The organism is Nostoc sp. DSM 114160 (assembly GCF_053470305.1).
In genome coordinates, this window is record NZ_JBPFGO010000001.1 from 292,232 (window position 1) to 314,517 (window position 22,286).

The following is a 22,286-nucleotide window of genomic DNA, read 5'->3' on the forward strand; positions in this document are numbered from 1 at the left end:
TTTAAGCGTCTAGGTTAAAAGGCCGCAGCATCTACATATTCTTAATTGCTAGCAAGGCTGTAAATACCGATGAGACATTGTCAAAAATTTTAGCAATAATTGGAAAACCAAAGCATTTACACGGAATCGGCGATGGCGTAGCGCGCTCCACAGTTCAAGTGTTAAGAGAAAACTTACCCCATTTATTTTAAAAATGGCAGAGGTTTTCTAGCAGAAAAACCCTTGGAAGTATGCGGGCGATCGCGCTTGACGATAAGATGTATATGCTCAAAACAATGTCTCCTCTAAAGAGCAGATCGTAGCAAGTGGTTAAGGACTTTTATTTATGAGCCAAACGGACATTTTTGAAAAGGTCAAGAAAATCGTTATCGAACAACTGAGTGTTGATCCCCCAGATAAAGTCACACCACAAGCCCAGTTTATGGAAGACCTGGGAGCAGATTCCCTCGATACCGTTGAGTTGGTGATGGCTTTGGAAGAAGAATTTGATATCGAAATTCCCGACGAAGCTGCCGAGAAGATTAGATCCGTTCAAGACGCAGTAGATTACATCAATGACAAAGTTACCGCCTCAGCTTAACTGAGGATTGGAATTGGGGATTGGGATTGGGGAGATTTTTCTCTAATATCTAGCCACTCTTCGCCTGACGCTGCTAATGTCACTAATGCTGACGTTAACGACAGTCACTTGAAGTCAGCAAATCCGATGCCAGTCGCTCGTAAAGGAAACCTTTAAGACCGCGCTGGCTCACCAGTACCTAGTCGCTAACCTCAAATTTTTTGCCTGCTGCTTTTTCGCCATTTTTAACTGAATCATGACAGATCATACACGTAAACGCGTTGTTGTAACTGGTGTTGGCGCGATTACACCTATAGGTAACACAGCAACAGAATATTGGGATGGATTATTGAGTGGACGTAATGGCATTGACTACATCACATTATTTGATGCGTCTAGCCATGATTGCCGAATTGCTGGTGAGGTGAAAAACTTCGATCCGCATGATTACTTGGAGCGCAAAGAGGCCAAGCGTATGGATCGGTTTTCCCAATTTGGGGTTGCGGCAGCAAAACAGGCTCTAGCTAACGCGGAGTTAACGATCAATGACCTGAATGCAGAACAGGTAGGTGCGATCATCGGTTCTGGCGTTGGTGGGATTAAGGTATTAGAAGACCAGCAAACTATCTACCTCAACCGTGGACCCGATCGCTGTAGTCCATTCATGATCCCAATGATGATCGCCAATATGGCCGCAGGATTAACGGCAATTCACACGGGTGCTAAAGGGCCAAACTCTTGTCCTGTAACTGCCTGTGCTGCTGGTTCTAATGCCATAGGAGATGCTTTTCGCTTAATTCAAGGGGGATATGCCCAGGCGATGATTTGTGGGGGAACGGAGTCAGCTGTCACACCATTGTCGATAGCTGGGTTCGCCGCCTGCAAGGCACTGTCTTTTAACAATGATGACCCGGCTCATGCTAGCCGTCCTTTTGACCGCGATCGCAACGGATTTGTTTTGGGTGAAGGTTCAGGAATTTTAATTCTAGAAGAACTGCAACACGCCATCAGTCGCGGCGCTCACATTTATGCCGAAATGATCGGCTATGGTATGACCTGTGATGCCTACCATATCACATCCCCCGTACCTGGTGGGCTTGGAGCCGCTAGAGCGATGGAACTTGCGCTCAAAGATGCCGGCATAACTCCCGAACAAATTAGCTATATTAATGCCCACGGCACTAGTACCCCAGCTAATGATTCAACTGAAACCTCAGCAATCAAAAAAGCCTTGGGAGAACATGCTTATAAGGTGGCAATTAGCTCCACCAAATCGATGACAGGTCATTTATTGGGCGGTTCTGGAGGTATTGAAGCAGTTGCAACAGTACTAGCGATCGCAAATGACCAAATTCCGCCGACAATTAATCTGGAAAATCCCGATCCAGAGTGTGACTTAGATTACGTGCCTCACTCTAGCCGCGCTCAAAAAGTCGAGATAGCAATATCCAATTCTTTTGGGTTTGGCGGTCATAATGTCACACTGGCCTTTAAGAAATACGTTTAAAAGAGGCAGGAGAGCAGGGAGCAGGGGAGATGAGGGAGACAAGGGAGACAAGGGGATAAACAAAACTCTTAACTCTTAACTCAGCACGGGCTAAACGCCCCGCTACCGCTAACACCACTCAGCACTGCTAACGCCCAATGCCCAAAGTATCAGAAATATCATTCCGATATAACTTAAGCGTTCAGCATGACCCAATTATCAGCTTGATTTATCACCAGAAACTCAGGAGATCCCGCTTGTCCATCGATAAGCGGGAGTGGGATGATGAGGATACTGTGGGGAATCTAAAATAACCCCAGCAAGAGAAGCTACCAAGAGTGCTAACCCGTCGTTAAAAACAAGAGATTATGACTGTTGCAACCCAATCCGCCAAAGAATTGTCCGTCGAAGAACTGGCTATTAACTCGATCCGCTTCTTGGCTATTGATGCCGTAGAAAAAGCAAAATCGGGACACCCAGGACTACCAATGGGCGCGGCTCCAATGGCTTTTGTCCTCTGGGATCGCTTTTTGAAGTTTAATCCCAAAAATCCCAAATGGTTTAATCGCGATCGCTTTGTCTTATCTGCTGGTCATGGCTCAATGTTGCAGTACGCCCTGCTTTACTTGACAGGCTACGACAGTGTAAGCATTGAAGATATCAAGCAATTCCGTCAATGGGAGTCTAAAACCCCTGGACACCCGGAAAACTTCATGACCCCAGGTGTGGAAGTCACCACTGGCCCACTAGGTCAAGGAATTGCTAATGGAGTCGGTTTAGCGATCGCCGAAGCGCACCTTGCCGCTAAATTTAACAAACCCGATAGCAAGATTGTTGACCATTACACCTACGTAATTTTGGGTGACGGTTGCAACATGGAAGGAATTTCCGGTGAAGCTTGTTCTTTCGCAGGACACTTGGGATTAGGCAAACTCATCGCTCTGTACGACGACAACCACATTTCGATCGACGGTTCCACAGATGTGGCATTCACCGAAGATGTTTCCAAGCGCTTTGAAGCTTACGGTTGGCACGTCCAACACGTCGAAGATGGTAACACGGATTTAGAAGCGATCGCTAAAGCAATTGAAGCGGCTAAAGCTGTTACCGATAAGCCTTCTTTCATCAAAGTAACAACGATTATTGGTTACGGTTCCCCGAATAAAGCAAACACTGCTGGCGTTCACGGTGCTGCCTTGGGTGCAGACGAAATTGCCTTGACTCGGAAAAATTTGGGTTGGGAATACGAACCTTTCGTAGTACCTGAAGAAGCCCTCAACCACACCCGCAAAGCAGTTGAGCGCGGTGCAGGTTACGAAAACGACTGGAACAAAACCTTTGCCGACTACAAAGCTAAGTATGGCCAAGAAGCGGCTGAATTTGAACGTTACCTAAACGGCAAGCTACCCGACGGTTGGGATAAGGTACTACCCACTTACACCCCAGAAGACAAAGGACTACCTACCCGGAAACACTCAGAAACCTGCCTCAACAAACTAGCGGCGGTTTTACCTGAATTGATTGGTGGTTCGGCTGACTTGACTCACTCCAACCTGACCGAAATCAAGGGTAAAGGCGACTTCCAAAAAGGGCACTACGAAAATCCTAACATCCACTTTGGGGTGCGGGAACATGGTATGGGCGCTATCTGTAATGGGATAGCGCTGCACAGTTCGGGATTAATTCCCTACGGTGCTACCTTCTTAATCTTCACTGATTATATGCGTGCTGCCATCCGCTTATCCGCCCTTTCCCAAGCTGGCGTGATTTGGGTGATGACTCACGATTCCATTGGACAAGGTGAAGATGGCCCGACACACCAACCCATCGAAACTCTCGCTTCCTTGCGAGCTATTCCTAATTTATTAGTGTTTCGTCCCGCAGACGGTAACGAAACCTCTGGCGCTTATAAAATAGCGATTGAAAAAGCCAAGCAAAATGCTCCGTCTCTGTTGGCGTTCACCCGTCAAAACGTTCCCAACTTGGCAGGTACATCGATTGAGGGTGTGGCGAAGGGTGGATACACCGTAGTGGATAGCGAAGGTACACCCGATCTCATCTTGATTGCCACTGGTTCAGAATTGAGCCTCGCCGTCGGCGCAGCCGAAAAACTTAAGGCTGAAGGTAAGAAAGTTCGTGTTGTCTCGCTACCTTCATGGGAACTGTTTGAAGCACAGGATGCGGCTTATAAAGAGTCCATTCTGCCGAAAGCTGTCACCAAGCGTTTATCTGTAGAAGCTGCCGCTAGTTTCGGTTGGCACAAATACGTGGGTACTGAAGGCGATACTGTTAGTATCGATCGCTTTGGTGCTTCGGCTCCAGGCGGTGTTTGTTTAGAGAAGTTTGGTTTTAGCGTTGATAATGTGTTAGCTAAGGCTAAACAATTGTTGGGTTAATAGCAATAGAATATTCTCAAAATATTGTGGGGTGGGCTAAAAGGCCCGCCTTTTTTTTACATAGATAAGGGTTGAGGAAGATTAACTATAATTGAATAAATCAGTTACGAATTAGGAGGAAGTTATTCAGTAAGTTTCAGGGAAAAGAGATATAGCGATCGCACGGTTATCAAAAATCGTCGATAAGTTAATTCAAGATAATAGTCTTTATCAAGAAAGATTAGATAAACAAGAAATTATTCAACATTTAGTTAATTTATTAGATAAGTTTTCACCAGAATTTCTAAATGCTATCTCTGATGGTGAATTAATGGACAGAATTGACAGTATTTTAGTAATAGAGGCAGTTTCTGGAACATTAAATGATTTAACACCAGAGCAAATAGAGATGTTTGATGCAGCAGTGAAAAGGAGATAGAAATAAATGGGCTATCTTCTCGACACAAATATATTAACGGCTATTTTGAAGAAGAATCAAAAGGTAAATAGGAAGCTAGAGGAGGTGCGTTTTTTGGGAGAAGATGTATTTATAAGTTGTATAACCTATTTTGAATCAAAAAGAGGATTGCTTTATGCAAATGCTACCAGACAGATATCTGATTTAAATGAATTCTGTCGAAATTATAAAATTTTATTTTTGGATGATTTAGAAATTATAGAAAAACCCTGCGAATTCATGCAGATTTAAAGAGAAAGGCTAGGAAAATACAAGAGGCTGATGTATTGATAGCGGCTACAGCGATCGCACGCGGTTTAATTCTATGTTCCAATGATTCTGATTTACTGAAATTGCAAAATATTAATTTATTAAAAATGGCTGCAAATTTGTTTTTAAAATATCTTTATTATGGATAGCCCTTCTTTATCTCAAAACGATTTACTATTAAATAGTACCTTCTTTACAGGGATTGTAATTGGAGTTATAAATGCAACTCTAGTTATTCATGTAATGAAGGAAATTAGTAATTTTAATTTAGCTCTTGCCGGAGCCAAATTAGGAGCTGTTCTTGTAATTCTAACTGTAGTTATTATTTGGAATATACGGTATATTCTTAAAAAATATTTTTATATTAATATATTCTCCTGGTTAGTAACAGCATTGATAATAGGAACTATAGTGGCGCTAATTACTGAAGATAGAATTGGAACTATAGTTGCAGCAGGATTCACATTTGGTATTGTAGTAATGACTGCTACTTTAACTTTACTTGGTTATGTCACTATTGGTATTTTATCTATTGGTTTTGATGCTAGATGTACGATTTGGGTAAATTCGTTTGAGGCTATTAGGGTATTCTTGACTGCGCTGGCAGTAAAGCTGATAGTAATTATCTTTTTCTACGGTATTAATATACAGAGCATAAAGTCTTATTTGCTTTGGTAAGCGATGCGTGCCGTAGGCTACGTCTACGCACCTCCACAACCAACTATAAAGAATGCCATATTACTTACTACTTAATTAACCCTCACATTTAGGATGCTGCTACAGAGGTAACATTATTTACTAAGTTGTTTTAGTTAAACTTAAATTTTCTGTGATATATTGATGTAATCAAGAATACCCGTAATGTAGATATTAAAACTTGGTATTATGTCTAGTCAAGAACAAAATTCCAACAAAGCATTGAGGCAAACACAGGTAAGCGCAACAAAGAAGAAAGTACAACCTCCTCCAGACATCAAAAAACCAAATAAAACTGAATAAAAAGCATTAGAGTTACTTGTAGAGACTTAATTTAATTTAAGCCTCTGCAATTTCATCAAAAATAAATTCAGCTTATTTATTTTTTGCTTGAGTCTTTGCCTGCTCTAAAGCTATTTCTTTGATTGCCTGATATGAATTAACATTTGAAGTACCTTCAATAGCTTTAACTGCCAAATCCTGAACTTGTTTGAGAGCAGATTCCAGTTGTTTAGAAAGATTTTGAATACGCGTCTCTTGATTGGTAATAGTTTGTTCTAGAGATTGCAGTCTTTGTTCATAGAAACGCTTTTGCCCTTCTACTTCCTTAGAATATAAATCTGATTTGACTTTAGCTTGGTAGTGGGCGATGCCTTTACCTTCTTCTGTAGCTTTTTTGATGGCTGCTTCTTTATCTTTCGGAAAAGCCTCTACCTTGGCTTTTAACTCTTCAAATTGTTTTTCTCTTTCAGAAATTGCTTTCTCCCGTTCAGCCCACTGCTTTTCTGTTTCTTGGAGTAATTCTTCCAGTTGCTTATATAGCGATTTCTGCTCTTGTTCGTATTCGTCATTTTGCAGTTGCCGCTGAAGTTCTAAATTATACTTGTACTCTGCTGCATCGCGTTGCCGAGTTTTATTCAAGTTTTCATTCCGTTCTTTTATCGCCCGTTGCTGTTCCTCTTGTTCTTTTCCCCAAGTATTTCTTTGCTCTAGTATTTCTTGGAATAACACTTCAGAACGTTGGCTATATTCTTCCTGATAAGCTTTAGTATTATCTTCATAGGCTTGGATGAGAGTATCCAAGATATCATCAGAAATTTCTAAATTATGCAGTTGTGTTAATTGTTGGATTTCTTCTTCTAAAGTTCGCCTAATTTCTTCCAATTTAGAAGCTTTCGTGGTTAGCTGTTCTGATAATTCATTAGCAGCACTGCCAAAACCTAATTGAATCTTTGCCAAGCTTTCAATTGTATTGTTCATCTTCTGTTGGACGCTAGAAAGCTGATTCATAGCTGTTTTTTGTTCTAATTTAGGCTGTTCTTTTGTTCCAGACTCGTTATATTTGGTAACTTTATCGAGTTCTGATTTCAGTGCTGCTTTTTCTTTTGCCAACTCCTCATACGCCTGAAGAATTTCTACTTTAGTATTCTTATCAGTCGGTTTTTTCCCCACCACAACAAATCTCCTCTTCAGGAATTCAAAATGATTAAGATGCTATGAACTCACAACTATTTAGGGTTAGAACTACCAAAAGCCCTCATAGCTAAGTCTTGTGCTTGTTTTAATGCAGTTTGCAATTGAGCAGAAATTCCTTCTATTTGCTCAGATTGTTTCTTAATTGTTTCTTCCAGAGATTGAATTTTTTGTTCATAGCTCTGTTTGTTAGATTCCCATTCTCTTTCAAATAAATCAGCCTCAATTTTAGCTTTTTGACTGGTTTCTTTAATTGCTTCTTCTCTAGCCTTCTTAACGGCTTCTTCCAGTTCGCTAGGAAATGTAGTTACCTTTTGTTCATAATCTGCAAAGAGTGGTTGGCGTTCAGCAAAGATTTTTTCTCGTTCTGCCCAATCTTTCTCTTTCTTTTGAGAATTTTCTAGTATTTCCCTTTGTTGTTGGCGCTTTATCCCTTCGTAGCTGTCGGTATTGAGTTTACGAGTAGTTTCTAACTTATACTGAAATTCTTCTTGTTCTTGCTGGCGATCTTTGGCTAATAAATTGTTATATGCTTGAAGTTTTTCTTCATACTCTGCTTGCTCTTTTTGCCATTCTTTCCGCCTGATTGTAATTTCTTTCTCTAGTGTTTCCCTTTTGCTAATAGTATCTTGTTCGAGAATTTTTAATTTTTCTTGGTGTTCTTGACTTAAAACGTCTAAAGTATCCGCTACAACTCTAATTTGTTGCAGTTCTTGCAGACGTTGAGTTTCAATTTCTATCGCTCGGTTCAATTCATCTAACTTGGAATTTTCCTGAGCTAGTTTTTCAGATAATCCATTGAGAATACTCCCAAACTCTAATTGTAAATCAGCTAAACCTTTGACAATACTATCAACTGTATATGCAGAAGCTGCTTGCAGAATTTCTTGACTTTTTGCCTTTTCTGCTTCCTCTTGTTTGGTTGCTATTTTAGATTCAAGTTTTTTTCTTTGGATAATAATTTGTTGAAATGCTTGCATTAGTTGTTGTTTGCTGTCTTTGACTCCAACTGTAGTCATCTTCCAACTCCCTTCAATAGGCAAATGATTTATTGGGTAGCAAGCCATACCAATGACTACCCTATGCAGACATCAGAGTAGCCTTTTAATCAACATTTTTAACGCGGTGGAAATACTGAAATGATCCACATCTGACACTTAGTGGGTACGAATTTTCCACATATATGTCTTTCTGTTTTTCAGTTATAGTTTTCCCTTTGAGGCTTAGTAGTATTTTTGTACTAAGATAAATATACCTAAATGAATCTCCTCTGTCAAGATAATCCTTCATGCAATAATGTCTTTGGATCTTGTGAAGACAGAATCGAAAATTCAAAATCTTTAATTAAAAAACTATCTACAAGCTTGCAGGCACAGTGATTTATGATTTAGGAGACTGCTGTGGTGTATGTTACTTTATGTAAATAAAATCTAAAAGAATTAACCCTAGTAGAAGCGCAGTTGCAGTAAAGCGAGATAATAGAGTTAATCATCCTAATTGATACAAGCACAGTCCTAGACTTTTGTGATATCAATGTATACCAGTGAATCGACCAAATACTCTGCCAGAACGGACATTGGACAAACCAGCCGTATTCTAGTAGTAGAAGATGAAGAATTAATCCAGGAAATGCTAGCTGTAGCTCTGGAAGAAGAAGGTTATGGGGTGATAACTGCCCCCGATGGGCGGTCTGCTATAGAGTATCTTAAAAGTTTTGAAACCAATTCAGGGGAACTTCCCTTCGATCTGGTTATTCTTGATTTGATGCTACCGCAAATCAATGGGCTAGATATTTGCCGTTTGCTGCGTCATCAAGGCAACCCAGTACCTATTTTAATGCTCAGTGCCAAGGGTAGTGAAACTGACCGTGTTTTGGGGTTAGAGGTGGGTGCAGATGACTACCTGACCAAACCCTTTAGTATGCGCGAGTTAGTGGCTCGTTGTCGCGCTTTACTCCGCCGCCAACGCTTAAGTAATTTACCACCAATACCAGTATTAAAATTTAAGGATGTCTCTTTAAATCCCCAAGAATGTCGCGTGCTAGTTCGCGGTCAAGAAGTGAGTCTTTCTCCCAAAGAGTTCCGTTTGCTGGAATTGTTTATGAGTTACGCCCGCCGGGTATGGTCACGAGAGCAATTACTCGATCAGGTTTGGGGACCGGATTTTGTCGGCGATAGTAAAACTGTAGACGTTCACATTCGGTGGTTGCGCGAAAAATTAGAGCAAGACCCCAGTCATCCTGAATATATTGTGACTGTAAGAGGTTTTGGCTATAGGTTTGGATAATTAGTTGGGATAGTTGTTAGTTTTTAGTAGTCACCAAGAAACTAACAACTCAAATGCTTTTATTGGGATTTTTTTTGGGTTTAGCGGTAGGCATTGGGTTTTGGATTTGGCAACAGATTCAACTTAACCGCTACCTGGGGCGCTTACTGCGACCGTTAACCTCGCATTCTGACAAGATGGGACTGCTGCTGATTCCTGGATTGCAGCAGAAAATAGCAATGGTGAAGCAGCAGCGACAAGATTTGCAGCAGTCATTGCAAACTTACCAAGACCTGCTAGATTTTGCTCCAGTGGGATATTTGCAGGTGGATGAGGAAAATCAACTGCTGTGGTGCAATCGACAGGCGCAGGAAATTTTGTATCTGCAAAGGTGGCAACCAGAACAGGTGCGCTTGTTATTGGAGTTGGTCAGGTCTTATGAACTCGACCATTTAATTGAGCAAACTCGCGATCGCCAAAAACCCCAGACGGGAGAATGGGTATTTCATCCATCTTGTGATGATGCAGCAGAGATGGCAACAATCAAATCTCTGGCTTTGCGGGCTTCTAGCTTGCCTTTACCCAATGGACAAGTGGGAGTATTTTTAGAAAATCGTCAACCCCTATTAGATATAAATCAAGTACGCGATCGCTCTTTTTCCGATCTAGCACACGAACTCAGAACGCCGCTAACTTCAATTCGTTTGGTTGTAGAAACTTTACAAAACCGTTTAGAACCACCTTTAAATCGCTGGGTTAACCGCCTGATGCAAGAAGTCGACCGATTGATTAACTTAGTGCAAAGCTGGTTAGACCCTTACCCAAATGGAAGCAAACCCAAATATGCAATTGCAAGCCAAAGCTGTAGAATTGCGATCGCTGATTGCATCTGTTTGGGAAACACTAGAACCCTTGGCACAACGCCAACATCTGTCTTTTTCTTATTCTGGCCCCGAAAATCTGTGGATTAAGGCAGATAAACCCCGGATTTACCAGGTTTTTCTGAATTTGCTAGACAATAGCATTAAGTACAGTCCTCCTTGCACAAGTATTCATGTTGAAGCGAAAATATTATCAACAAAGGATAACGATCCTGCTTCCTCAATCTTGGAAATAAATCTTATTGATTCTGGAGTCGGCTTTTCTGAGGCAGATTTACCCCACGTTTTTGAACGATTTTATCGAGGAGATAAAGCGCGAACCCATTCTCCCCAAGATAGTAACTCCATAGGAGCGATTGTCGGCAATGGATTAGGATTAGCGATCGTTGAGCAAATTCTAATCGCTCACGGTGGTTCAATCAAAGCGATGAACCATCCAGAAACTGGTGGTGCGTGGATGCAACTCCAATTTCCTGAAGTTATGGCAAACTCCCTAAGCCAAGACTATAGTTAGTAATATCTTCACCTTTGAGACAACAAGTGTGAAAGCCGTCGATAATACTCCCAATCCTCAAAGACCACAACTCGCACGCGCTATTAGGCGCTTAGAACGGGATGTATTACGCATGGGTGCTTTGGTAGAACAATCATTTCGCCTCAGCCACCAAGCGTTATTTGCTCGTAACTTAACAGCAGCTGAAGAACTTCCCCGATTAGATAAAAAGATCGATCGCTTTTATCGTCAAATCGAATCAGACTGTACGGCGATTATGACGCTACAAGCGCCTACAGCTTCAGATTTGCGCTGTTTAAGTGCCTTTATGCAGTTGGTGCGAGACTTAGAGCGGATTGGCGATTATGCTGAGGATTTAGCTGAAATTGCGATTAAAATTTTTCCTTATGCGCCTCATACGTCTTTACCCGACATTGAAGCTATGTCCCTTCACGCGCAGGCGATGCTGGCAACTAGCTTAAAGGCTTTAGGAGATTTCGATGAAGCGGGTGGACGCCGTTTAAAGCATTTGGATGATACTGTAGACGATGCTTACGATCGCGTTTATCAGACTTTAGCCCAACAACGAGATGTGCCTGGTGTAGTCGAGCCAATTATACTGCTAGCACTGGCAATTCGTTGTTTGGAACGTATGGCAGATCACGCTACGAATATCGGTCAAAGGGTAGCATATATTGTCACCGGTCAACGCTCCTAATTGATATGCTGCAAAGATCCCCGACTTCTACCCTCCAGATGTCTGTAAGAAGTTGGGGATCTAAATCCAGCGATTTAATAAGTGCTATTCCACCCTAATATCTTCATAATTTTTGCGCCTACATACTTACTTAGTCTTCAGAAAATACCAAATAATAAAAAATAAGTTAACCGAATATTTTACTAAAAGCTTACCTATTCTTAAACTTACACAATTAAAGTAGCGGATAAACAACTAAAAATTTTGGCTATATCTCACTGATAAATCCCTTAAGTAAAAGTTGTTACCATCAGAAGATTTTGAGTTAGTTCCTAGCTCTGAATTGAGAAGAATAGACTTTCAGTTAAGATAGGCAAATTTTGATACAAATTATTAGAGATTCTTAATCATTGTAAATAGCGAGATTCCCTGATAATTATGTAGTTACGGTTAATGATGTATTCCCCAATTCCTACTTCAAACTCTTCTACCGTGTCAAATGGTTCTGCTTTGGGCGGACAATTACCCCAACAGATATTTACCCGTCGGGAAGTAATTCCACCATACAATGACGTAATTTGGCGAATTGAATATGGTGCAGTTCGTACCTTAACGTGGAGTGAAGATGGCACATTCATCACTCTTGGTTATTGGGGACTAGGGGATCTGATTGGCTATCCTTTGTCTAAAGTGAAACCCTACCAGATTGAATGTCTCACGGGCGTAGAAGTAAGCATTGTGCCACCTCATTTGTGGCATCAAGATATTAATGCTTTGTTGTCTCATATTCAACAAGCAGAGGATCTACTAAGCATTGTGCATCAAAAACCAACTTCGCTACGCTTATGGCAGTTTTTAGTCTGGTTAAGTGAAAAATTTGGACGTGACATAGATAAGGGCAAGCTAATTGATTTAAATATTACCCATCAGGATATTGCTGAAGTTTTAAATACTACGCGAGTAACTGTTACCCGACTCTTACAGCAGTTAGAAGAAGAAGGAACAGTTTTACGTCACAAACGCCGCATTATCTTGCGATTACCTAATCAATTAATTAAAAACTATAGTTCAGCAGCATGTTAAATGAATTGCTTGTAATAATCACAGGGTAAAGGTATAATCGTTGCTGTGATTGTGTGTGAAATCCACAAAAGAGAAGTGTTAAAAGCATTTTCTCATGGCTGGATTATTGTAGGTGTGAGTGAAACAAAAAACATGACAAAACGATTCTGGAATCTTTTTAAGGTTAGTCCACTTGTATTAGCAGCTACATTTTTCGTTGCTAATAGTGCCTTAGCTGCTGAAGTTAACGAACAGGTAACAAATGTTGGCGAGTTATCTGAAACTCAAGAGTCTAACGAAATGAGTCAGGTAACATCAGTTTCTCAGTTTTCGGATGTGCAGCCTACAGATTGGGCATTCCAAGCTTTACAATCTCTAGTTGAGCGCTATGGCTGTATTGCAGGTTATCCTAACAGTACCTATCGTGGAAACCGTGCTTTAACCCGTTATGAATTTGCCGCAGGTTTGAATGCCTGTTTAGATCGGGTTAACGAACTGATTGCTACAGCTACTGCCGATTTGGTCAGCAAACAAGATTTAGCTACTTTACAGCGCTTGCAAGAAGAATATTCTGCGGAACTAGCAACTCTGCGCGGTCGTGTAGATGGATTAGAAGCCCGCACTTCTGAGTTGGAAGCTAATCAGTTCTCCACTACCACCAAGTTGGTTGGAGAAGCAATTTTCGCCGTGTCTGATGTTTTTGGTGACAGTAGAGCAGTTCCTGGTGGTGCTCCTACTCAAGACTTGAATTATAACACCACTTTTAGCGATCGCGTTCGTTTGAACTTACTCAGCAGTTTCACTGGTACAGACCAGTTGCAAATCCGTTTGAATGCTAACAATACCATTTCTAATGTTGGTAGCGTTGTTGGTGGTGTTGCAACCGGTACTGGTACTAACATGACCCGCTTGGCTTTTGATGGAGATACCGGCAATGGTGTTGCGATTGATAAAATCAACTATGCTTTCAACTTTTCTGACGCGGTGCGTGTCAAAGTTGATGCTAGTGGTGGTGAATTATACGAAAACGTAAACACCTTCAACCCTGACTTTACAAGCTCTGCTAGAGGCGCGCTCTCTCGCTATGGACGTTTTAGCCCGATTTACCGTCAAGGTCAAAATTCTGCTGCTTTGACTGTTACTTTAAATCCTAACAAAGCTATCAGTTTGACTGGTGCTTATTTAGCACCTTCAAGTGGTACTGGTAATATCTTTGGTGCTAATAATCCCGGTATTAATAATGGGCTGTTCGATGGTGATAACACCATCTTCGGTCAATTAACTTTCAAACCCAGCAAAGCCTTCAATATTGGTCTAACCTACGCCCGTAGTTACTTCGCTGGCAATGCAGCTAACAGTCTCTTCCAAGGAACAGGTAGCGCTTTTGCCAATAACCCCTTTGGAGTTGGTACTCGCACTGAATCCAATAACTACGGTATAGAAGCTTCCTTGCAACTTGGCTCTACCTTGACTATTAGTGGTTGGGGGGGTTATACAACTGCTGATGCTTTGACTGGTGCAAATGCGGGTACAGACGCAGATGTTTGGTACTGGGCTGGATCGCTTGCTTTGAAAGACTTTGGTGGAGAAGGCAGTGTTTTAGGCGTGATCTTTGGTCAACCACCCAGAGTTACTGGTGGTAGCATCAAAAATGTTGCCGGCAATACTACCTTTGACGACAGTACTTCTTATCACTTAGAGGGTCTTTACAAGTACAAGGTTTCCGATAATATTCAGGTAACACCTGGCTTGTTGGTAATTTTCAATCCAGAGCACAACGACGCTAACGACACTGAATACGTAGGTACTCTACGTACTACTTTCACCTTCTAAAATTACGTGAGTTTGACAGACCTCTCCCGGACAGCCTCCCTCTCCTAAAAGGCGAGGGAGGAGAGTTTTTGCTCCCCTCTCCTACTAGGCTACCGTGTATACACAAGTCCACCCTGAGCAAGTTTCCAGCCTAAAAAGATGGATTCAAATTGCCTCAAACCTCGAACGAGGGTATGCATCCCCGGAAGTCTTTGAGAGAAGTAACCAGACCATCCACCCAGGCGAGCTTTTGGATCAAGTTAGGACTTACGCACTGTACAAAATAACTATCTTATGTATCAACGTAAATACGTTGTTTCAGGCTTTTGTCAATCACCCTTGATTGGGTGCGATCGCTAAAATTTTATTGAAAAATCTAGCTATAAGCCTTGAAAAGTATACTTGTCATTTTGGCTTTTCTGTCAATGCGTAAGTCCTAATCAAGTAGCCCAGGGTAAACAACCCAGGGGATAAGGATTTTGCAGTTTTTCGCTATCACCTTCAACAGAAGATTGAATTACTCCTAAGCATTGTTGCTGCTTTTCACAAAAGGTAAGCGCAGCCGAAAGCTGAGTATTGTCGCGCCCTTCAACCATTTGTAAGGTTCGGACAGCTACGGACAAAGCCAAGATTGTCAGGCGTTGAATAGCGATCGCAGACTCTAACTGAGTAGCTTCTAAATTTAATCCTGCTGTTTTGAGGGTGGCAAAGAGTTGTTCAATCTTCCATCGCCACCCGTACCATTGAATCACTCGCAGTGCCTGTTCTAAGCAAACAACTTCGTGTGTGGTTAGTAACCGCCAATGAATCGGTTCTTCTCCTGCGGGTGGTTGGACTTCCAAAGCTTCAACAGCCAACTTGGGTTACGCTAGTGGGATAGCCAAAAACGCTTAATTTATCTGGGCGTTGAATCTCAACTTGTCCACAACGAACAATAAGCATTGCTTCTCTTGGCATTCGCTTTCGACGTGAGTCTGTAGGTATGTTAATGATATAAGTACCTTCACATGGTTGCTCCCCTCAAGTAGTCGAACAGTGATTGAGATCGCCCTAACAATCGACGGTCTTGGCAAGCGCGGATCAGTAAATGATTGTTTTTGTTGGGTACAGTGGCAAATTCCTCAAATAGGTCAGATTCGCGATCGCCAATGTGAGTTCCCATCTTTGCCCTACCCGCTTCAAAGCATTTCTGGCTCTCCGATGCCGATGCTAACCATTTGTAGGATTCTTTCTCCTCAATTGGTAAATTTTTATAGCCCCGTTCATATTTATCTGCATGGTCAATATCTCGGCTGCACAATTGTATGGTGCTTAATCCCAAAGTAAATCCACTTTCACCATCCAATACCAGTGTTGGATGAATATAAAACCCTACATCTGTGTTGTTTCCTACTACTCCTAATCCTGCTGGTGACAGCCTACCTAAATGAGACTGCAAGTTGATTTCGCTACTATCACTTATCGCTAATATGTGCTTTTCTGCTACATGAAGCTGGCAATCAACCGCAATCCTACGTACTAGTTCTGATACTGTGATATTTTCATTCTCCAAAAACCGATAATAACCCATCTGTTCTGCCCAATTTCGACTTATTTGCCGGATATTTATCGATTGGTGTTTTTGTATCGCTTCATATAATGCTGCCCCCTTTTTATCAACCGAGCGTCTCCAAATGCCTTTGCTGGTATCATCGCAGCGTGAATTAAGATTGGATTATCCATGTTTTTGCTTCTCAAAAATCCTCTGCACCTACTTTACATCCGACTTGTGTATACACGGTAGAGGGGGCAGGAAGAAAAGCCCATAAATAAATTTAGGCGCTTGATTTAAGACGCATTATTTCTTGTGCGATGCATCTCGAAATAAATATTTAACATTAAGCAGAAATAAATTTATTTGTTCTGGAACCCTCTATTGCTGGGAAACTACAGCATCTTCTCCCTGCTCCTCTGCCCCTCTTCCCCCTGCTCCTCTGCTCCCCTGCCCCTCTGCTCCCCTGCCTCTCTTCCCCAATCCCCTCATCCTCCAGAAGCCTCACTAGTAGAAAGTTGAGATAATTGGGCCAGAGATAGGTCTTCAACCTCTGGTAACTTTTCTAAAGAGAGGGGAGTGGATTGGGTGGCACCAGATAAGCGTTTTAAAAGGCTAGGTCTGGGGTCATGTAACAGATAAATAATGCGATCGCCAATTTCCCAATCTTGGTTCGCTGGCATTACCTGTAAGCGTTCTGCTCGTTCTAGCAATAAGGGTATCAAAAATCCAGTCCGAATCTTTTCTTGGATGCGATCGCATTGAGTCGAGAATTCCAACTCATCTAGCGTAGTTGTCCCCAACTTCACTCGCCCATCGTTCAAATATTCATTCCAAGTTTTAATTGCTAAGTCTGGAATAAAAGCTTGATTAACTTTATTACTAGTCGAGGTACTCGCTTGCGGATCGCGGGGAAAAACAGCTAAGACGCGCGGAGGTTTAAACTCCTCAGCTGCTCTTTGAGCCAAAACAAAATTCACCTCGCCATTACTTGTCATCGCCAAAAAAGTACCTATAGAGGCAAGTCCGGCCTCTTCTAAAACCGCAGCATCTAGCGCACTGCTGGCAATTACCCGGAGATTTTGCGCCTCGGCTTGCACAAGACAATCGGGATCGGTATCAATCATCACCACGTTTTCTCCCCGTTCTTGAAAGAAACGAGCAATCACAAGACTCAAGGGATTACAACCCACAATCACTGCCCCAGTTACGTCTTTGGAGGTGATTTGCAGCCATTTAGCAACCCAGCCAGCTGTTAGCCCTTGGCAGACAACAGTCATGATAATTGTGAGGAAAACTAAAGCTTTGATGGAATCACCGCCGTTAATGCCTCGCTGTGTCAACGAAATCGCAAAAAAAGAAGCTACAGAGGCAGCAACAATTCCTCTCGGAGCAACCCAACTTAAAAACAGTTTCTGTCGCCAGTTTAAGTCACTGTTCCAGGTACACAACAAGATATTGATCGGGCGAACGACAAACATTAGTACCAAAACAGTGAATAAACTACCCCAACCCAAAGCAAACACACTGGCAATGGATAGGTCAGCAGCTAATAAGATAAATAGTACCGAAACGCTGAGAATTGTCAGCTGACCCTTAAAGCTGCGTAACAGACGTTCTTCCGGGACTGAGGAGTTAGCAAAGACTGCCCCTGCAACTACTGTTGTCATGACTCCCGATTCACTGCGGATCATCTGCGATAAGGTAAACAAGCTCCAAAGTATCGCCAACACCACTAAGTTTTTTAGCTCAAATGACAGAAAGGTGGCGCGTTTAAAAATCAAACTCATCAGATAACCCCCAGCACCACCAATTGCTGCTCCCACACCCAGGCGCATCAGTAAGCCGATGATCGCATTGAGCGGGTCAGCATCGCCGTTCAAAATCGTATCGAGGACAACGAAGGCGAGGATAGCCCCTACAGGGTCAATTAAAACTCCTTCTCCTTCCAAAAGTGTTGCCACTTGTCGATCTACATTGATTTGTTTGAGCAATGGGCCAACGACGGTTGGGCCTGTCACCACGACTATGGAAGCATAGAGAAAGGCTATGTTCCAGGGAAATTCACCCAGCCAGTGAGCAGCCATACTCCCGCCAAGTAGGGTAATTAGCGTTCCTTGAGTGACGAGCAATTGTAAGCTGACAGAAACTCTACCTAACTCACGCAGATCCAAGTTAAGTCCGCCTTCAAACAAAATAATTGCCGTTGCGAGGGCGACTATAACTTCCAGTCCAGTGCCTAGCGAATGGGGATGCAATAGCCCTATGCCATCAGAGCCAAATAAAATGCCCAACAGCAATAACAAGACGATGCTGGGTACACGAAGGTATGCAGCCAGCACTTGGGCGCTAATGCCTGCAAAGACGGCGATCGCCATCTGTATGGTGATTTCAAAAGATGCTTCCATATTGTAGATTTTGAGCGATTTATTTCAAAATCTTTTGTAAAAAACCGTAGATATCAACTCTACAGGGTACAACATCATACCCTTTGTTCCTTGCTGTCTTCAGCGTTTTTTAGATATGTGTATACTTCAAAATTCCCAGCGCCCAAGGCTGACGCACCTTGCGGCTGACTACAAAAGCATCTACAGACTTTTTTATGTGTCTCCATATCTTTGTATCTTCTTCAAGCTTTTGCTTCCACCCAGTTTAGCTGCCACAAACTTTTTTTGGCAAAACCTGTTGACAACGGCAAGGAAATTGGTTAACTTATAAAAGGTCTGAGTCCGATGCCCCCATCGTCTAGAGGCCTAGGACACCTCCCTTTCACGGAGGTAACGGGGATTCGAATTCCCCTGGGGGTACTTAAAAACAATAAAAAGCAAAAGCTTTTTTATTTGAAATGTAGCAATAAAAACCATCATTCAGAAATACATCTGAATGATGGTTGGTTGTTGTTATGTATACGGTTCTTTGCTGGCTAGTTCTTCTACACGTTGGTGAATAGCCAGAAGATTTAACCGCAAATCTTTGCTCAGACGATTTTCAATAATTCCCACTGGCATAGTGAGTTTAGGCCAAACTTGAATTGTGTAGGACAGATTTGTTCCGAAAGACTCACCGAAAGCATAAGGCTCTAAGCACCAGCTACCAGAAAAGCCTTTAAAATCTCCCTCTACCATGCGGAAATTAATAGCTTTAGGGAAGCATTCTTCCAAATCTAGAACTACCCGCGCACAAAAGTTGAAATTCAGTAAGCGTTGGGAGCCTATTTGCTCCAGTCGAATTCCACCATCGGGATGCTCGATTAGACAACTCTTAGCAAGGTTGGGGAGGAAGTCTGGTAAGGCTTCATAATTTGTCAGAACCTTCCAGATTTGCTCCACTGGATGGGGAATTTGGACTTTAGCACTGATTTGCCGCTGTCGCTCTGCTATTTTCTCAATTTGAACTTCTACCTGAGCAAGCAAATCTTCTTCTAGGTTGGTGATATCAGTGGAAGATTGCAAGTCAGGGTTCTCTGTCGTGTTCTGTTTTTTAGTCACTTTCAGAATTATGGTTTGCTTTCGTCAGAAAATTGGGGCAGAGTCAAGGTGAAGCAAATTTCACTCTGTTCAGAATCCGAAATTGGCAGACTTTCAACAGCGATCGCTCCATTCAGATGCTGCACTAAAGACTTGACTAAAGCAAGTCCCAAGCCAGTCCCTGGAGTCCAGCGCCCTTTTCCACGACGGAACTTATCAAAGATGTAGGTCGCTTCTTCTTCAGAGATGGCACGTCCTGTATTCGTCACCTTTATGATAACTCGATCGATTTGCTGCTCGACTCGGTGAGCCGCTTCAAGGCGGACTATTGTATCAGGCTCTGAGTATTTACAGGCATTGGTTAATAATTCTTGCAGGATGCGGTCAAAGCTCTCCAGTTCAGTTTGCAGTTTCAGCGATTCTTCTGGCAAATCTATAGAAATTTTTAATCCTTTTTCGCCAAGTTTTTTCTCGAAAGATGCTGCTATATCCTGAATTCTAGTATTTAAATCTATAGATTCTAATTGCGGGGCTTCGTGAGGCGACTCTAGCTTTTGGAGTGTCAACAAGTCATTAATCAAGTTGATTTCTTTTGAACATTCTTGCTCAAGAATATCTAGATATCTACCCTGACGTTCTGGTGCTATTCCTGGCAACCGCAAGTTTTTGATTGACATCAGCATATTTGTCAAAGGATAGCGTAGGCGATCGCTCATGTTACTCAAAAATTCATCTTTGAGTTCATTAAGTTTCCGCAGCTGTTCGACATACTGCCGGGTTCTTTCATGCAATTTCGCTTGGAGTTCTAGACTACTTTGGAGTTTCGCCGTCCGTTCATCTACCAACATTTGCACTTGGCGCAATGTCTGTGACTGAATTATGGCGTTACTCACTTGAGCGCAAACCATTTCCACAAGATTTAATTCTTCTGGTTGCCAATTGCGAATCACAGCTTGCTGTAGCACCACGAATCCTAAAATTTTACCTTGACTTTCCAATGGCACTAAAAGTACCGCAGGCAATTTCTCTATCGCAAATAATGGAGCAGAGGTCAAGGTATCGTTTTGATCTGTATAGTCATCAAAGATTACTGGTTTTCCAGAATCCATGAAGGCACGCTGGCATAAACCACAGTCTGAAATCAAGAAAGACTCAGCTAAGGTGTCTAGTTTACTAGTGCCAGAATTTTGTGTTTCTCTAGCCCATTGGGCGATTACACTAGCTTTCGCTTTGGGGATTTGTTTTTTAGCTTGAGTCTTAAATAGCGGATCTGTATATTTTAGTAAGATGAGCAAACCCCGATCTGCCTGTAGAGATTCGGCTGTCGAGGCGATAACTAACTGAAGCATTTGATTCAGCTCCAAGTTGCTACGACTCAATATGGTTAATTGTTTGATCAAGCTTTGATGGTGCTTACTTTTTTGCAGGGACTGCTCTTGATGAGTAATTTGTTGAGCTTGTGCCACTCCAGAAAAAGCGATCGCGCAAGCCGACTCCACTTCTTTGAGCAATTGTTTTTCTGATTCACTCCATTCATAAGGTTGGAATTTAATCAGATTAATCACTCCATTATTATTGCCACCAAAGCGAGTGGGAATTGCCAAAACCGCTTTTATCGGTAGTGGTAAATATTGACACCCAATTACCAGACTATTCTGAATGATGGAAATGTCTTCAATAGTCAATGGTTGGGCAGCACATTGTAACACTGGCGAGTGCATAAGCAACTGTTCCATCGAAAACATTTCTTCTGGGTGTGGCAACCCTAGAAACTCATCAGCACACCAATTAGTAGTAGTTGCTTCGTCTGATGTCTCATCTGCCACTGAAACTAAGCAGCAGCAATCTACTTGAAACGCAACTCCTAGCAATTGGGCAATCTCTTGCAGCATCAAAGCCGTAGCAGAGCCATTAGCAATGATTTGGTTAATCTTTTGTACCAATTCGCGGGCAGGTTCTTCCTGATGCTGCATCAGCTTGACTTGGTAAGGTTGTAGTCGATCTATGTCATCTACGTAATGTGGCGGCGATGATAAAGGCTTTTTCATTTTTGGCACGCCCTCGGATAGTAACCCCATTGTTCTTGCACCCAACCTCTTGGCATATTCTTCACCGTTAGTTGTGTTGCTACACCCTGATAATTGACAAATTTTGTGTGAATACTTTCTCTCACCTGTTATAGCCCTTTTCTATATCAGATGACCAAATTTCCACTACATCAAGCAAATTGCTACATTGGGACATAAGTAATAAAATACTCAAAATATCCTATAAATGCTTAAGTTAGCTTATTTTTAACTGCACTGTCTTGAAATAATTTATTAACTTTATCCTGTCTGTAAGTATACATAAACCGTAATTTCTCTGGAATCACAGCAAAATTCCCCTTTTGAGCGCGTAAAATTACGTAACTTGCTTTATAAAGCTTTATTACATTTATTGAAAAAACTAGTAGGTTTAACAAGCTACTCCTCGATCTCCGTAACTCTCAGTAAAATATCAACAAAAGTAAAGGAAACACGAGGAGGTTGTTCTTGCAGTGTAGGCTTCTCTTGTCTAGGAGAGGCTGCATCAACGAGACGCACTTGTGTTCAGACCCGATCTACATTGATAGCGTAACTATGGTAGCGAGTTCGTAAACGTCTTGTTTCCAACCTATGGCAGAAATTTGGAGTAGAGCCAATACTGCTCGGGTTTTGGATTTTTAACTCGGAATTGGATTTGGGGGAAAAGGTTACTGGGTTTAGGTTAAAGGTTTTTTC

Annotated in this window: 16 protein-coding genes, 1 tRNA gene and 2 pseudogenes; 12 read left to right on the forward strand and 7 right to left on the reverse strand. The window is 42.0% G+C overall.

What is annotated here, in order from left to right; translation table 11 throughout:
• Positions 1 to 325: 325 nt before the first annotated feature.
• The 6 genes and pseudogenes from acpP (at position 326) to NSTCB13_RS01315 (ending at position 5,825) form a co-directional block, all read left to right on the forward strand.
• Positions 326 to 580, forward strand: coding sequence for an acyl carrier protein (gene acpP, locus NSTCB13_RS01290; protein ID WP_445629948.1), 255 nt, complete (start codon positions 326 to 328; stop codon positions 578 to 580).
• Positions 581 to 815: 235 nt separating this feature from the next.
• Positions 816 to 2,066 carry a beta-ketoacyl-ACP synthase II gene (gene fabF, locus NSTCB13_RS01295; RefSeq protein WP_445629947.1) on the forward strand — a complete coding sequence of 417 codons (1,251 nt, stop codon included), beginning with the start codon at positions 816 to 818 and terminating at the stop codon, positions 2,064 to 2,066.
• Positions 2,067 to 2,413: 347 nt separating this feature from the next.
• The gene (tkt, locus tag NSTCB13_RS01300; RefSeq protein WP_448271170.1) at positions 2,414 to 4,441 is read left to right on the forward strand and encodes a transketolase; all 2,028 of its coding nucleotides are present in this window, start codon (positions 2,414 to 2,416) and stop codon (positions 4,439 to 4,441) included.
• A gap of 151 nt (positions 4,442 to 4,592) precedes the next feature.
• Complete coding sequence (locus tag NSTCB13_RS01305; protein WP_445632025.1) at positions 4,593 to 4,859, forward strand: hypothetical protein; 267 nt, start codon at positions 4,593 to 4,595, stop codon at positions 4,857 to 4,859.
• 6 nt (positions 4,860 to 4,865) lie between these two features.
• Positions 4,866 to 5,296, forward strand: a pseudogene (locus NSTCB13_RS01310) (PIN domain-containing protein).
• Positions 5,289 to 5,825 (forward strand): hypothetical protein, encoded by a 537-nt coding sequence (locus tag NSTCB13_RS01315; RefSeq protein ID WP_448271171.1) that lies wholly within the window; start codon positions 5,289 to 5,291, stop codon positions 5,823 to 5,825. Before NSTCB13_RS01310 ends, NSTCB13_RS01315 begins: the two are co-directional and overlap by 8 nt.
• A 393-nt stretch (positions 5,826 to 6,218) precedes the next feature.
• Here NSTCB13_RS01315 and NSTCB13_RS01320 read toward each other — a convergent pair whose 3' ends face one another.
• Both NSTCB13_RS01320 and NSTCB13_RS01325 read right to left on the reverse strand, forming a co-directional pair.
• Complete coding sequence (locus NSTCB13_RS01320; protein WP_448271172.1) at positions 6,219 to 7,298, reverse strand: hypothetical protein; 1,080 nt, start codon at positions 7,296 to 7,298, stop codon at positions 6,219 to 6,221.
• 53 nt (positions 7,299 to 7,351) lie between these two features.
• Positions 7,352 to 8,335, reverse strand: coding sequence for a hypothetical protein (locus tag NSTCB13_RS01325; protein ID WP_445629944.1), 984 nt, complete (start codon positions 8,333 to 8,335; stop codon positions 7,352 to 7,354).
• A 514-nt stretch (positions 8,336 to 8,849) separates the two neighbouring features.
• Here NSTCB13_RS01325 and NSTCB13_RS01330 point away from each other — a divergent pair.
• From NSTCB13_RS01330 to NSTCB13_RS01350, 5 genes and pseudogenes are all read left to right on the forward strand, one after another.
• Positions 8,850 to 9,602, forward strand: a complete 753-nt coding sequence (locus NSTCB13_RS01330) for a winged helix-turn-helix domain-containing protein (RefSeq protein WP_094349166.1) — start codon at positions 8,850 to 8,852, stop codon at positions 9,600 to 9,602.
• A 53-nt stretch (positions 9,603 to 9,655) separates the two neighbouring features.
• Positions 9,656 to 10,976 (forward strand): annotated as a pseudogene (locus NSTCB13_RS01335) (sensor histidine kinase).
• A 28-nt stretch (positions 10,977 to 11,004) separates the two neighbouring features.
• A complete protein-coding gene (phoU, locus tag NSTCB13_RS01340) occupies positions 11,005 to 11,673 on the forward strand; it encodes a phosphate signaling complex protein PhoU (protein ID WP_445629942.1) in 669 nt (222 codons plus the stop codon).
• 432 nt (positions 11,674 to 12,105) lie between these two features.
• Complete coding sequence (locus NSTCB13_RS01345) at positions 12,106 to 12,735, forward strand: Crp/Fnr family transcriptional regulator (protein ID WP_445629941.1); 630 nt, start codon at positions 12,106 to 12,108, stop codon at positions 12,733 to 12,735.
• A gap of 132 nt (positions 12,736 to 12,867) precedes the next feature.
• Entirely contained in the window at positions 12,868 to 14,547 is a 1,680-nt protein-coding gene (locus NSTCB13_RS01350; protein WP_445629940.1) for an iron uptake porin, read from the forward strand.
• 419 nt (positions 14,548 to 14,966) lie between these two features.
• Here NSTCB13_RS01350 and NSTCB13_RS01355 read toward each other — a convergent pair whose 3' ends face one another.
• From NSTCB13_RS01355 to NSTCB13_RS01365, 3 genes are all read right to left on the reverse strand, one after another.
• Positions 14,967 to 15,383 (reverse strand): hypothetical protein, encoded by a 417-nt coding sequence (locus NSTCB13_RS01355; RefSeq protein ID WP_448271173.1) that lies wholly within the window; start codon positions 15,381 to 15,383, stop codon positions 14,967 to 14,969.
• Positions 15,384 to 15,529: 146 nt separating this feature from the next.
• The gene (locus NSTCB13_RS01360) at positions 15,530 to 16,096 is read right to left on the reverse strand and encodes a hypothetical protein (protein ID WP_448271174.1); all 567 of its coding nucleotides are present in this window, start codon (positions 16,094 to 16,096) and stop codon (positions 15,530 to 15,532) included.
• Positions 16,097 to 16,545: 449 nt separating this feature from the next.
• Positions 16,546 to 18,465, reverse strand: a complete 1,920-nt coding sequence (locus tag NSTCB13_RS01365) for a cation:proton antiporter (protein ID WP_448271175.1) — start codon at positions 18,463 to 18,465, stop codon at positions 16,546 to 16,548.
• Positions 18,466 to 18,791: 326 nt separating this feature from the next.
• Here NSTCB13_RS01365 and NSTCB13_RS01370 point away from each other — a divergent pair.
• A tRNA-Glu gene (locus tag NSTCB13_RS01370) sits at positions 18,792 to 18,864 on the forward strand.
• Positions 18,865 to 18,957: 93 nt separating this feature from the next.
• On the opposite strand, the gene NSTCB13_RS01375 is transcribed toward NSTCB13_RS01370, so the two are convergent.
• Both NSTCB13_RS01375 and NSTCB13_RS01380 read right to left on the reverse strand, forming a co-directional pair.
• Positions 18,958 to 19,545: an SRPBCC family protein gene (locus tag NSTCB13_RS01375; RefSeq protein ID WP_445629936.1), complete on the reverse strand. Its 588-nt coding sequence runs from the start codon at positions 19,543 to 19,545 to the stop codon at positions 18,958 to 18,960.
• 8 nt (positions 19,546 to 19,553) lie between these two features.
• The gene (locus tag NSTCB13_RS01380) at positions 19,554 to 21,572 is read right to left on the reverse strand and encodes a GAF domain-containing sensor histidine kinase (RefSeq protein WP_445629935.1); all 2,019 of its coding nucleotides are present in this window, start codon (positions 21,570 to 21,572) and stop codon (positions 19,554 to 19,556) included.
• Between the last annotated feature and the right edge of the window lie 714 nt (positions 21,573 to 22,286).

Excerpts from the sequence above, each read along its gene's own strand:
- acpP (WP_445629948.1), top strand. The coding sequence starts at position 326 with ATGAGCCAAACGGACATTTTTGAAAAGGTCAAGAAAATCGTTATCGAA.
- fabF (WP_445629947.1), top strand. The coding sequence starts at position 816 with ATGACAGATCATACACGTAAACGCGTTGTTGTAACTGGTGTTGGCGCG.
- tkt (WP_448271170.1), top strand. The coding sequence starts at position 2,414 with ATGACTGTTGCAACCCAATCCGCCAAAGAATTGTCCGTCGAAGAACTG.
- NSTCB13_RS01315 (WP_448271171.1), top strand. The coding sequence starts at position 5,289 with ATGGATAGCCCTTCTTTATCTCAAAACGATTTACTATTAAATAGTACC.
- NSTCB13_RS01325 (WP_445629944.1), bottom strand. The coding sequence starts at position 8,335 with ATGACTACAGTTGGAGTCAAAGACAGCAAACAACAACTAATGCAAGCA.
- NSTCB13_RS01330 (WP_094349166.1), top strand. The coding sequence starts at position 8,850 with ATGTATACCAGTGAATCGACCAAATACTCTGCCAGAACGGACATTGGA.
- NSTCB13_RS01345 (WP_445629941.1), top strand. The coding sequence starts at position 12,106 with ATGATGTATTCCCCAATTCCTACTTCAAACTCTTCTACCGTGTCAAAT.
- NSTCB13_RS01350 (WP_445629940.1), top strand. The coding sequence starts at position 12,868 with ATGACAAAACGATTCTGGAATCTTTTTAAGGTTAGTCCACTTGTATTA.
- NSTCB13_RS01360 (WP_448271174.1), bottom strand. The coding sequence starts at position 16,096 with ATGGGTTATTATCGGTTTTTGGAGAATGAAAATATCACAGTATCAGAA.
- NSTCB13_RS01365 (WP_448271175.1), bottom strand. The coding sequence starts at position 18,465 with ATGGAAGCATCTTTTGAAATCACCATACAGATGGCGATCGCCGTCTTT.
- NSTCB13_RS01380 (WP_445629935.1), bottom strand. The coding sequence starts at position 21,572 with ATGAAAAAGCCTTTATCATCGCCGCCACATTACGTAGATGACATAGAT.